General features: G+C 36.4%; 10 protein-coding genes. 3 read left to right on the plus strand and 7 right to left on the minus strand.

Annotated elements, in window-relative coordinates:
• Positions 1-53: 53 nt before the first annotated feature.
• Both R2Q16_RS12215 and mutS read right to left on the minus strand, forming a co-directional pair.
• Positions 54-557: a C40 family peptidase gene (locus R2Q16_RS12215; RefSeq protein WP_316737385.1), complete on the minus strand. Its 504-nt coding sequence runs from the start codon at positions 555-557 to the stop codon at positions 54-56.
• Positions 558-663: 106 nt separating this feature from the next.
• Positions 664-3243, minus strand: coding sequence for a DNA mismatch repair protein MutS (gene mutS / locus R2Q16_RS12220; protein WP_316737386.1), 2580 nt, complete (start codon positions 3241-3243; stop codon positions 664-666).
• Between the two features lie 250 nt (positions 3244-3493).
• On the opposite strand from mutS, the gene R2Q16_RS12225 reads away from it, so the two are divergent.
• Entirely contained in the window at positions 3494-4555 is a 1062-nt protein-coding gene (locus R2Q16_RS12225) for an endonuclease/exonuclease/phosphatase family protein (protein ID WP_316737388.1), read from the plus strand.
• A 10-nt stretch (positions 4556-4565) separates the two neighbouring features.
• Here R2Q16_RS12225 and R2Q16_RS12230 read toward each other — a convergent pair whose 3' ends face one another.
• Positions 4566-5432 (minus strand): sugar phosphate isomerase/epimerase, encoded by an 867-nt coding sequence (locus tag R2Q16_RS12230; protein ID WP_316737390.1) that lies wholly within the window; start codon positions 5430-5432, stop codon positions 4566-4568.
• 188 nt (positions 5433-5620) lie between these two features.
• On the opposite strand from R2Q16_RS12230, the gene R2Q16_RS12235 reads away from it, so the two are divergent.
• Positions 5621-7306: a PNGase F N-terminal domain-containing protein gene (locus R2Q16_RS12235; protein WP_316737392.1), complete on the plus strand. Its 1686-nt coding sequence runs from the start codon at positions 5621-5623 to the stop codon at positions 7304-7306.
• Positions 7307-7308: 2 nt separating this feature from the next.
• A complete protein-coding gene (locus R2Q16_RS12240; protein WP_316737394.1) occupies positions 7309-8214 on the plus strand; it encodes a hypothetical protein in 906 nt (301 codons plus the stop codon).
• A gap of 331 nt (positions 8215-8545) precedes the next feature.
• On the opposite strand, the gene R2Q16_RS12245 is transcribed toward R2Q16_RS12240, so the two are convergent.
• Genes R2Q16_RS12245 through R2Q16_RS12260 form a run of 4 tightly spaced genes read right to left on the minus strand, consistent with a single transcriptional unit; the run spans position 8546 to position 13625 of the window.
• Complete coding sequence (locus R2Q16_RS12245; RefSeq protein ID WP_316737396.1) at positions 8546-10945, minus strand: glycoside hydrolase family 3 N-terminal domain-containing protein; 2400 nt, start codon at positions 10943-10945, stop codon at positions 8546-8548.
• An 11-nt stretch (positions 10946-10956) separates the two neighbouring features.
• Complete coding sequence (locus tag R2Q16_RS12250; protein ID WP_316737399.1) at positions 10957-12027, minus strand: dipeptidase; 1071 nt, start codon at positions 12025-12027, stop codon at positions 10957-10959.
• Positions 12028-12036: 9 nt separating this feature from the next.
• On the minus strand, positions 12037-13149 hold the full coding sequence (locus tag R2Q16_RS12255; RefSeq protein WP_316737400.1) for a D-TA family PLP-dependent enzyme: 1113 nt from the start codon (positions 13147-13149) through the stop codon (positions 12037-12039).
• 5 nt (positions 13150-13154) lie between these two features.
• Positions 13155-13625 (minus strand): RidA family protein, encoded by a 471-nt coding sequence (locus tag R2Q16_RS12260; protein ID WP_316737401.1) that lies wholly within the window; start codon positions 13623-13625, stop codon positions 13155-13157.

Raw genomic sequence — 13625 nt, forward strand, 5'->3', positions numbered from 1 at the left:
ATTCGATTCTAAGAATTTTCATGTTTATTACCCTTGATTTCAACCAGGGGATACTAATTAACCGAACCAGTTTTTACCAAAACCCGCTGATAAGCCGGAAGATTCAAATCATCTACAATTACGCCTCTATTAGTACTTGCGTGAACAAAAAAGCCATTATTAAGGTAAACACCAACATGATCTACATTATTGCCCCCGAAAGAGAAGAAAACCAAATCGCCTTCTTTTAAATCATCAACGTTTTTTCGTTTTACGAAGTTAGCCTGGTCTCGTGAAATACGAGGTAATGTAACGCCGTAAATTTCCTTTTCAAGCAAATAAGCAAAACCTGAGCAATCAATTCCATTTTTATCAAGTCCGCCAAAACGATATCTAACGCCAGTCCAGTCTGTAATGAATTTATAAAGCTGTTTGCTCTTCAAATTAGACATTGCATCAGCCGCTTTTGATGCTCTATTTTCCAGTTTAACAGTATATTTTCTACTTCCACACGAAGTTAGACCTATCGAAAGCAATAAAATTAACCAGAAAGCATATAGATTTTTCGTTTTTGTCATATTGCAATATTTTTTACCACTGAAACACAGGATACACGGAAAGAAATAAGAAACTTCTATTAAACACATACGAAATTACGTGTATTCTGTGCTTCCGTGGCAAACCCTAATTTTTTATCAAACGCTGAATTTCATCCAATTTTAGCAAAGCTTCTACAGGAGTTAACGCATTTACATCTAAATTATTCAATGTATCACGAATTTTTACTAAAACAGGATCATCAATGGCAAACATCTGTAATTGATAAGCTTGGTTTTGAACCTTTTTAATACTGTCTTTTATACTTTGACCTTCAGTACGGTCAATTTCGAGCTTCTTTAAAATCTCATTCGCCCTACCAATTAATTTTGGAGGCATACCCGCCATTTTTGCTACGTGAATACCAAAACTATGTTCACTTCCACCGGGTATCAATTTCCTTAAAAAAATAACTTTATTCGTCATTTCTTTAACAGAAACATTAAAGTTCTTGATTCGAGGCATTGTATTCGCCAACTCATTTAATTCGTGGTAGTGCGTAGCGAATAGTGTTTTAGGACGCGAAGTTGGGTGTTGATGCAGAAACTCTGCAATGGCCCATGCAATGGAAATACCATCATATGTACTCGTACCGCGTCCAATTTCATCTAATAAAATTAAACTGTTATCAGAGATGTTATTCAAAATACTAGCGGTTTCATTCATTTCCACCATGAAAGTACTTTCTCCTGATGAAATATTATCAGAAGCACCAACACGGGTGAAAATCTTATCAACTAAACCTACATCAGCAGCTTTAGCTGGCACAAAACAGCCCATTTGCGCCATTAAAACAATAAGTGCAGTTTGTCTTAAAATAGCCGACTTACCCGCCATGTTCGGTCCGGTAATCATGATGATTTGCTGCGAATCGGTATCTAAATAAACATCATTTGTGATGTACTCCTGCCCTACAGGCAATTGTTTTTCAATAACCGGATGGCGGCCGCCTTTAATATCAAGAACCTTATCTTTATTTACTGTTGGTTTAACGTAATGGTTTTTCTCAGCCAGTTGGGCGAAACATAACAAACAATCTAACTGCGCAATCAAGAACGAATTAAGCTGAATTGGTTTGATGTAGCTTGCCGTTTCGTACATCAATTCGTTGTATAACCGAATCTCAATCGCCTGAATCTTTTCTTCTGCACCTAAAATTTGATCTTCGTATTCTTTAAGTTCGGGCGTAATGTATCGCTCTGCGTTAACCAGGGTTTGCTTACGAATCCATCCTTCCGGAACTTTATCTTTATGGGTATGCGTAACCTCCAAATAGTAACCAAAAACATTATTGAAAGCAATTTTTAAGGATGGAATGCCGGTTGCTTCTGCCTCACGTTTTTGTATCTGAACCAGATAATCCTTGCCACCAAAAGCAATCTTGCGCAATCGATCCAAATCTTCATCAATGCCATCGGCAATAACATTTCCCTTAATAACTAAAGCCGGTGGTTCTTGTTGAAGCTCTCGTTCTATTCTTTCGCGAATAGCCAAACATGGATTTAACTGGTCAGCAATTTTGATAAGAAATGGATTTTTAGAATTTGCAGCCAGTTTTTTTACAGATTCGATATGATAAAGGGCTCTTTTTAAAGCCACCAATTCACGCGGACCAACACGTTGCAAACCAACTTTAGATATCAATCTTTCGATATCGCCAATTTGCTTGATATGCGTTACAAATTCTTGTTGTATTTCTTCATGTTTCACAAAAAAATCAACCATACCTAAACGCTCTTCAATTGGTTTTAACTCTTTTAGTGGCATAATAATCCACTTTTGGAGTAAACGAGCACCCATCGGCGTACAAGTATGATCCAGAATATCAAACAAAGTAACGGCATTATCATTGGCAGAATTTACCAATTCCAGATTGCGGATGGTAAACCTATCCAACCACATAAAACGGTCTTCTTCAATTCTACTGATTGAAGTAATGTGTTTTAAATTACGATGCTCGGTTTCGCCTAAATAATGCAAAATAACACCAGCAGCGATAATCCCACTCTGTAAACGGTCAATTCCAAATCCCTTAAGCGATGTTACATCGAAATGCTTGGTTAAAGTTTCTTCTGCATAATCTGTAGTATAGGGCCATTCATCCAATCCGAAAGTATAAAACCTATCCCCAAATTGTTCTGTAAAAGTTTGTCGTTTCGATTTTTGAAAAATAACCTCAGTTGGTTTAAACCCTTGCAAAAGCTTATCAATATAATCACTGTTTCCCTGTGCTATTAAAAATTCACCAGTCGAAATATCTAAAAAAGAAATTCCAATTTGCGTTTTATCAAAGAAAACAGATGCCAGATAATTGTTAGATTTTTGATTTACAATGTTATCACCATAAGCTACTCCAGGGGTTACCAGTTCGGTAACACCACGTTTAACAATTGTTTTAGTGGCTTTCGGGTCTTCCAACTGGTCGCATATGGCTACGCGCTGCCCTGCCCTAACCAATTTCGAAAGATAGTTATCTAATGAATGGTGCGGAAAACCTGCCAATTCTAAAGCACCACCATTTGGTCCAGTACCTCTTCTGGTCAGTACAATCCCTAAAATCTGTGCGGTTTTAATGGCATCTTCGCCAAAGGTTTCATAAAAATCTCCAACCCTAAAAAGTAAAAGTGCGCCAGGATACTTCGCCTTTATAGCGTTGTATTGTTGCATTAACGGGGTTTCTTTATTCGTATCTTTAGCCAAAACTGAAATTAATTTGCAAAAGCTATAAAGATAGTACGATTAAACGTTCTACAGCTGTTTTGTTGAAAAGTTAAAAGATTGTTAGCATAAATATTGTAAAAATAATATTGGCTTAATTGCAATCTCAGATAGCATCGTACTTTTGCAACAAATAAAATTTACTATTTTACATTGATTTTCACTTCGGTTAATATTAGCTGATTAAAATAACAATCCCTTGATTCACGACATTCTTTTTTACTTTAGTATTTTCCTCGTTTTTACAACTTTAATTCCTTTTATTCGTCACGATTTTTGGATATTCCGAGTTTTTGAGTTTCCGCGCCTGCAAAAATTGGTTCTGAATGTCGTACTCATCATCCTGATTTTATCATTTTGTTTTCCAAACAACCTTCAGGATTATATCATTTTCGGATTGCTCTTACTTAATATTTCTTATTTAATTTACCTGATATTTCCTTTCACAAAATTCGGTTCGAAACAAATTGTTGGAGCAATTAATCCGCCCAACGATAACAATCTAAAGGTTTTTATTGCAAACGTTTATCAGGAAAACAGAAACGCTAAAGCTTACCTAAAACTTATTGAAACTTGTAACCCAGATGTGGTTTTAATGGTTGAAACACATGAGTGGTGGCAAGAACAAATTGATGTTATCGGAAAAGATTATCCGTATCAATTAAAGGTGCCAATTCCGAATACTTATGGAATGTTATTATACTCAAGACTAGAACTTTCAGATGGAACAGTTAATTATTTAGTTAAGGAGGATATTCCATCGATAGAAACACTTGTAAAACTTCCTTCGGGCCAGTTTGTAAAACTTTTTTGTCTGCATCCTGAACCTCCGGTACCACAAGAAAATCCAAAATCTACAGAAAGAGATAAGGAAATTTTATTGGTTGCCGAAAAAGCTAAAACTTCTGAATATCCGGTGATTGTTATGGGCGATTTGAATGACGTTGCTTGGAGCTATACCACTGAACTTTTTGGCAAAATAAGTGGTTTGCTGGACCCAAGACGAGGTCGTGGTTTTTTTAATAGTTTTAATGCTAAATATTTCTTCTTGCGCTTTCCGCTAGATCATATTTTCTGCTCAACAGATTTTTCTTTGAGTTCGATAAAAAGGCTGCCAAGTTGCAACTCAGACCATTTTCCGATGTGTGTAGATTTGCAATTCAATCCAAAAGTTGAAAAACTAAATGATGCGCCTGTAGCAACCGAAGCGGATTTAGAAATTGCGGAAGAAAAGATAAACGCAGATACTTCAGAAGGTTAAAAAAACTGTATTATTTATACACCTCTGCTAATTGCTCAGTTAAATATTTAAAGGCAAAAGGTATTTCAGTTTCTGCATTTTCAATTCTTCCTTCGATAAAGAGATAACCTCGATAACCAATTTGTTTTAAAGCGTTGAAGTATGGCTTAAAATCATCTTTCATAACCCCTGGAAGTGAACGGTTTGCTTTTTCCGCAACCTCACAAAACGTTAATAATTTACCTGCTTTTAAAATTTCTTCTGGCGATTCGTTCTCCCTCATCATATGAAAAATATCAGCATTTAAGCCAAAGGCCGGATGATTAACCCTGCTCACTACATCGGCAGCATCTTTAACCGTATTAATGAAATTAGTTTCAGACGATTGTAAGTTTTCCAGGGCGATAGTTACCTTATATTTCCCGGCTAGCTTTGCCAGTTCTTTACAAATTATAACGAAATCGGATTTTGCTTTTTCTTTATCATAACCATCAGGAATTGACCTTGCGGATGAACTCCCTAGGATAATATACTTTACACCAGCTTTATTCGCTCTCGAGAGCACGCCTTCAGCATAAGTAAGAACCTTTTCTTTATCCACATCCGGACCAGCAATTTTAATACTACCAGGAAAAAACACATTGCAACTTAAAACCTTTGTTTTAGCAGATTTTATCTTTCTTAGATTCGATTCAAAAGCATCGTTACTTAAAGATGGAGAGAGCATATTTGAAACCGATTCGCCAATGTATTTAAAACCGGCATTGTAAACTATGCTATCTCTGGATATCGGCGAGACAATGCCGAGCTTAGGCATTTGTTGAGCAAAACTATTTAATTCAAAGCTTACAAGTAATATATTAAGAACACTGAAAATTTTGAACGTTAAGTTTCTCATATCAAAAGGGTTGATTAATGGTTAGATGTTCATCTAAATTAAAGTTAATTGGCTAAACTTCAACATAGAATAACATTAAGCTCTGGATAATTGTGTAAAATCTTCTATACCAAGAAGCCAAATTATTCCCAATTGATAAAGAAACCATATTTCTGTAATATATTTAAGCCTTTAAATCATCAACAATAATGAAATACATTTACAGCTTTTTATTGCTTCTTTCCATTCCCGTCTTGGTTGCTGCACAGCAAAAATTAAAACCAACAAATCACTATAAAATCACGTATTGGCGTTCGGCAGATGGCAAACCTAAAGAAGATAGAAATCCTGTAATCTCAATCGTTGGGCCAAATCAGAACATAGTAACAACGGCATCTATATTCGAAGGAAATGGCCGTTATCCCTTTGAACAAAGTATAATTGAAAAACCCTCAAACATACTTTTTCAAATTGCCGATTTAAATAAACAGACGCAGATTGCAACTGCCGACAGTACCGCCATTTCTAAGCAAATTATTGAAATTACAAATGAAACAAAGCAAATATTAGGTTACAACTGTAAAAAGGCAACAACCGTTGTTAATTCGAACCGGATTGATTTATGGTTTACCACTGAAGCAGGAATAAAAGCCGCTCCAACTGTTCTTGGTCAAAATTTAGGTTTGGTTTTGGAACAGGTTCGGAATGGAAATAGTTATTTAACAGCCACTTCAATAAAAGACATTAAAGCAACTGATGTAAAGGATTTTAAAGGTTCAAAACTAAAACTAACAGATGCACTTAGCTATAAAGATTTGTTGTGGAAAAGTAGATTTACCACCTTGAAAATATTCGAAAATGAAACCATAAATTTTATAGATAAACCACAATCAAACGATAGTATTTTTAGGTTTGCCGGTGGAACTGTAATTGTTAGAAAAGTTAAATTTCCTTCCATTGAATCAACTCAAAATGTATTTGCAGATTTAACAGAACAATCAAACGGTGATGCTTACGACAGAACAGGCTCAGTATTTATCATCCCAACGGATAAGAAAATAAGCTTAATGGATGCGTTGAAAAATTCGGTTAAAGTGTTGCCAATTTATGATAACGGAAATGGCAAACAATATCAGGGTGTTACTGCTACGCAGGATTTTACGCCCGTTGTAGAATTGATGCGTTTCTTCACGCCCTTTGGCGTTGGTAAATACAATAACTTAAAACTGAAGGACAAATCCTGGGCTGAACAGGTTTTCTACCGTCAGGATATTTCTGAGCTTTTCCCTTTATTTAATGGCAAGGAAGTGTGGGTTGCTGTATTTATTGGAAATTACGATAAAGGCGGACACAAAGTATCCTTAAATATTACCTTGCATAATGGCGGCAGGCAGAAACCTGAAAAAGAGATAATCATGCCTCTATTCAATACCACTAATGTGATGGAAATGGCCGGTCAGGAATACGCAACCATGTTTAGTATAGAAAAAGGTTTAGAGGTTTCTTTCACTTTAGATAAAGATGTAAAAAATGCAAAATTACGTTACACAACAACCGGACATGGCGGTTGGGGCAACGGAGATGAATTTGTGCCGAAAAAGAACAGCATTTGGCTGGATGGTAAAGAAACTTTTTCTTTTGTGCCATGGCGACAGGATTGTGGTTCATATCGCCTTTCAAACCCGGCTTCAGGGAACTTCGAAACCGGATTATCTTCATCAGATTTAAGTCGTTCAAATTGGTGCCCCGGAACGGTAACAAATCCGAACTTTATTGATTTAGGAGATTTAAAAGCGGGCACGCATACTATAAAAGTTTCCATCCCAATGGGTAAACCGGAAGGTGGAAGTAGCAGTGCGTGGAATGTTTCAGGAATTTTAATTGGAAAGGAATAGTTATGAAAGGCCCAATCATCATTGCAGCATCTTTAATTTTATCCCTAAAAGGATTTGCGCAGCAAAAAGAGATTAAAGATTTCAATATTCCTTTTGAACTTACTTCTTCGAATAACATAAGGGTTAAAGTTGTATTGAACAGCATTGATACCTTGAAACTGATGCTGCACACCGCTTCGAGCGATATAAGCATTACCGAAGATGGAACAGCCAAGACTAAAAGTTTAATCTTTAATAGAACTGATACGGTTACGAGTTGGGGAAGTCAGCAAAATACGTCACGTTTTAGCGCAAAAAACAAACTCGATATTAATGGTTTAAAATTAGAAAATATTCAACTATGGGAAAATAAAAATACCGGACCAGAGACGGATGGAAAGTTTGGATTAAATTTATTCACAGACCAATTTGTGTCCATAGATTTTGAGAAAAATATTATTCAAATAACCGAATCATTGCCAAAAGATTTAGAACATTACCAGAAGTTTCCACTTGTGGTAAAAGATGATTCAATGTTTTTAAACGCTGTTTGTGTAATTGGAAATGATACTCTTGATAACCAATATTTAATTCATACGGGCTATGGAGGTACAATGCTCCTCGATGATGACTTCAGCAATAAGTATAAATTAAATGAACAGCTAAAAGTAATTAGCGAAAGGGATTTGAAGGATTCTTACGGTAATACGATTAAAACCAGGAAAGCAATTCTACCAAAATTCTTACTGGGTAAATTTGAACTGAACCAAATTCCGGTATCATTTTTTGAAGGTTCTGTAGGCAGACAAAAAATGAGTGTAATTGGTGGCGACTTGATAAAGAGATTTAATCTAATAATAGATAAAGACAGAAAGTTTGTTTACATAAAACCGAATAAACTTAATAAAGCGAAATACTCCACAATTTAAAACATAAATTTATCCGTTTATCACTATCAAACCCTATCAATAGCTCAAGGCAGGATGAAGGCATGATAAAGGCATGTTGGTTTTTACAAGTATTTCGAAAATGCCTTTCTTTGAAGCCTAAATTATCGACAACTTTAGCTATCTACCTGAATACAAAATTTAAACCCTAATTATACAACAAAGGGTAGCTTTAAGCTACCCTTTTACAATTGTTTTCTCTAGGAACAATTAATCAATTACCTAAAATTAATCACCTAAAGGTATAGTTATTTTCTTGTTAGATGATAATAATTCTTGAAAACAATCATATACATCTAAAGCTCAAACGGTTTTATTTACTAGCTTTCGTATTTTTCGCAGCATTTATAACAAAATCTTGTTCTAATTTTACATTATCAGATGAGGAAGAAACCATTAAGTGATAAGTTCCGGTTTCTAGCACCCATTGCATTTTTTGATTGTAAACTTCTAAATCATCCTTTGTTAAGGTAAAATTTAAAGTTTTCTGCGCTCCAGATTTTAAGAAGACGCGTTTAAATTGTTTTAACTGTTTCATTGGTAACACTACAGAGGAAGTTTTGGTATTCAAATACAACTGAACAACCTCTTCTCCATCAACAGCTCCAGTATTTTTTAAATCGAAACTTACTTTTACAATATTGTTACTGTTAGTTTCTACCTTCAAATTTTGATAATCGAAAGTAGTATAGCTTAAGCCGTAACCAAAACTATACAAAGGTTTAGCATCAACTTCAATATAATCATGCTTTTCAGGGAAACGAGCATTATAATAAACCGGTAACTGACCAACTGATTTTGGAACCGAAATTGGTAATCTTCCCGCAGGATTGTAATCGCCGAAAATTACATCAGCTATCGCATTTCCACCTTCCTGACCAGGATACCATGCATCAAGAATAGCAGGTACGTTTTCGGCAGCCCAATTTAAATTTAAGGGACGACCTTTAATCAGAACCAAAACAACTGGTTTTCCGGTTTTCACGATGGCTTTTAGAAGCTTAACTTGGTCACCTAATAAATCCAATGTTGCCCTATCAAAACCCTCTCCGCTTTCCATATCGCTTAAACCGCTTTGCGCTGTACTAACTTTAGCTGCTCCGGTTTCGATATATTCAGTTTTAAAATCACGGGCACTTGAACCGCCCAATACAATAATTACTGCATCCGATTTTTTAGCCACAGAAACTGCGTCATCAATATTACTATTTACAGTATCTCTGATGTCGCAACCTTTTATATAATTTATTTTTGTTGAGGATGATAATTTATTCCTGATTCCATCCAACACGGTTACCACATTTTCTTCCGTTTGTGGTGCCGTATAATCACCAATCTGGTTATAAATATTATCTGCATTTGGGCCGATAACAGCAATGTTTTTTAAGCTTTTACTCAATGGCAAAACATTACCCTGATTTCTTAGCAAAACAATCGATTCTCTGGCTACTTGTCGGGCCAATTCAATATGTTCAGCGCTACGAACACTTGTCTTAGCTTTATCCACGTTTACATAAGGATTTTCGAAAAGCCCCATATTAAACTTAATGCGCAAAACCCTGCTCACAGCGGTATCAAGCGTTTTAACAGAAACTTTTCCGGCTTTAATCGCATCGCGAAGTGCTTTACCATAACCAATGCCACTTAAATCTGCATCCAAACCAGCATTTATCGCCAATGCTGCAGCATCGGCTGCGTTTGCAGCGATATGGTGATTCGCCATTAAACCTGTAATGCTATTCAAATCAGACACTACAAAGCCTTTGAAACCCCACTCATTTCTCAATAAATCATTTAAAATATATTCATTTGATGAACATGGAAGACCATCGATGGAATTATAAGCCGTCATTGCAGATAATGCACCCGCCTTTATTGCAGCTTTAAATGGTGGTAAATAAAATTGATGTAAACTTCTCAAACCAACATTGATACTTCCACCATTGTGTCCACCTTCAGGAGCGCCATAAGCTGCAAGATGCTTTAGAGTGGCAACAACATTAACACCACTTTTAATACTATTTCCTTGGAAGCCTTTAACCATTGCCTCGCCCATTCGGCTATTTAAAATATGGTCTTCGCCATAAGTTTCTTCCACTCTAGACCATCTTGGTTCTCTGGCTAAATCCAAAACTGGTCCGTAACCAACGTGTCCGCCTTGCAAACGTGTTTCTTTTGCAATTGCAGTTGCTACTTTTTGTATAATTTCTGGATTAAATGTACTTCCTTGGCCTATTGAAGTAGGGAAAACAGTTGTTCCGATAGCCATATGACCGTGAGGGCATTCTTCCGAAAGCAAGACAGGTATGCCCAGTCGGGTATTTTCAATGGCGTATTTTTGAATAGCATTTGTTGCCTTAGCCGCTAGTTCTGGATTTAAACCATTGGCAAGTGTCTTCTTCGTCCATGGGTCTGCTCTTAAAGTTGCCCATAACATTCCGGTATATTCTTCTTTAAGCGAAGTTTTGAATTTCTCGCTTACTTCAACTTCATTACCAGTTTTAGTGTACATTGGCCAGCCCAATGGCATGGTTATTTGTCCAACTTTTTCTTCAACCGTCATTCTCGAAAGCAAATCTTTAATTCTGCTTTCTACAGATGCTTTAGGATTTTTATAAACTGGTGTACTTGTTTTGGTTTGCGCCGAAACCCCTAAGCTCAAAAACGAAATTGATACGGCCAGAGAAAATAGAGTTACTTTATTTTTTTTCATTTTTGATAATATTATGCCCATGCTTTTCTTAAAAATCTTAACCAGTTGCCATGCATTAAATTTTCTACATCGCTATCGGTATAACCTTTTTGTTTAAATAATGAAGGAATCTTTTGTAAATCAGCAATAGTTTCTAAATCATATGGACATTGCTCCTTACCAAAAGCACCATCTAAATCAGAACCGATACCAACATGATTTGCGTTTCCTGCCAACTGGCAGATGTGGTCGATGTGGTTTATCATTACTTCTAAATTGCAGTTCATCTCCTTTGGTTTAGAAACACCTCTTTTCCAATTTGGAACCATCATCCAGGCATCCAAAGCCCCACCAATTACAGCACCTCTATCAATCAGTTCCTTAATTTGTTCGTCGCTATATTGGCGGTTGTGGTTAACCAAAGCACGGCAATTATTATGCGATGCCCAAACATGCCCGTTAAAACGGCTAAGCGCATCCCAGAAACTATCATCACACAAATGAGTAGCATCTAAAATTACATTTAAGCGTTCCATTTCTTTCAACAATTCATGACCCATTGCAGTCATTTTTCCAGTTGCATCAGTGCCTTGAGCATATCTTCCCGGTCCATAATGTGCAGGACCAACCGCCCTTAAACCATTTTGCCACGCTTTTTCTAAGTGTTTAACGGTTACAAAAGAATCTGCCCCTTCCAGGCTTAGCATGTAACCAACAGGCTTTTTATCAACTGGTTGCCCATCATTCCAAACTTTTAAATGCTGCTCTAAAGTTTCCAAATCTTTTACCTGAAACATTTCACCCGCATCTTCCATCGCTTTGTACCAGGCCAACTGACCTTGCGTTTGCGCCCAAGCTTGTTCTGGAGAATGCCATCCCGGTAGGTGATTATCTGGTGCAACGTAACGGGCAATTTGTGTAGCCACGATTAAGCCAATATTACCTTTTCTCAACTCTGGCAAAGAAACAGTTGCCAGCGAGCGGTCAGGCTTATCGGTTAATCCTTCTTCCCTTTTATTGATGTCAGAAACGTTTTGTTTTAAATCTCGATTCCACTCGAGAGCATTCATACTTAAATCCAAATGGGCATCTATGGTAAACATGTTAAAATATTAAAGTGTTATTTTTCTTTTTCGGGAAATGATATCCCAATGTTGACTAGATTGATTTGAATCTACAACAATTGCCTTTTCATGTAGGGCAACAGTCGGGCAAACATGGTAAGGCAAACCATAAAGCACATCGCCAATTTTATATGCATCAGGGTTATTAGTTTGTAAAACCAGATGTTCTTCACTTTGACCTTTCACTTCAAGATTCGGAGCATTAAGAAAGAATACTCTGTTTTGCAATTCCTTTTCGGCAGCAACAGCCTTATGTCCTAAATCAGTGCAGATAAAACCGTTTGTAGGTTTTGAAACAATCCTACTGGCAACGAGTGCGGCAACCTCGAATTTTTGCTCGGGATAAGCATCCTGGTAACCTTTATCCCAAAGGACAAAAGTACCTGGGCTACATTCAAAATCAGTATCTTTCGAATAAATTGGAAACGTTGGTGTTCCGCCTGCGATTATGGTTAAATCTTTTTTAGAGATGTTTTTTAAATCTTGCTTTAACTGATTGATTTTATTAATTATTGGTTCAGATCTTTGCTTACGGATATCCATGGAGGAATCGTGAATATGCCCATCATAGGCGTGTAAGCCCAAAATGTTTAAATTCTCCAAAGAAACCATTTCCTTAAATAAACCGTTTGCCAGCTCAGGTAATATCCCAGTTCTATTCATCCCAACATTTACGTCGATGTAAATGTTAACAATAATATCCTCTTTTTTCGCTTTCAGCGATAACTGCTTTGCAATTCCTAAATCATCAACCAAACAGCTAAAAATGCTCTCAGTATATGTTTTTTGAAGTTCAAAATATCGGTTAATATTTTCGCCAACTGGCTGATAAGCTAATAAAACATCCTTTGCCTTTGCGATGCCAAGCATCTCGGCTTCAGCAATAGTTGCACACTTAAACTTATTAATACCTTCAGATATCATAAGACTGCTAATCTCCAGACATTTATGTGTTTTGACATGAGGGCGCAATCGCTCCACATCATCAATCATTATTTTCAATGTTTTGATGTTATGTTTAATTCGCTCTTTGTAAAAAATCAAGGAAGGCGTTTCTAAACTAGCCTCATCAGAAAGTAAAAACCAATCTTGTTGCTGCATAAATATTAAACTAGTTCGAAAAGTGCTTCAATTTCGACAGGAATATTATCTGGTAATGAGCCAAAACCTACTGCACTTCTAACACCAATACCATTTTCTTCACCCCAAACTTTAGCAAAAAGTTCGCTGCAACCATTAATAATGAAAGGATGTTTTTCAAATTCAGGCGTACAATTTACCATGCCCAAAACTTTAATTACTCGCTTTATCTTGTTCAAACTTCCAATATTGGTTTTGATGGTTGATAACATAGTCAAACCCACTTGCAAAGCCGCAAGTTTACCTTCTTCCTGCGTTAAATCAGAACCGATTCTGCCAATAATCAACGATTTATCATCCTGAACCGGACCATGACCACTCAAATACAAATATTTTCCATCTACTAAGCAAGGCTTGTAAACCCCAAGCGGTGCCGGTGCAGGTGGTAAATTAAGTTTTAATTGTTCGAAACGTTCGTCGGGAGTTAAATTTTCCAT

The organism is Pedobacter aquatilis (assembly GCF_032678425.1).
GTDB classification, from domain to species: Bacteria; Bacteroidota; Bacteroidia; order Sphingobacteriales; family Sphingobacteriaceae; genus Pedobacter; species Pedobacter aquatilis_B.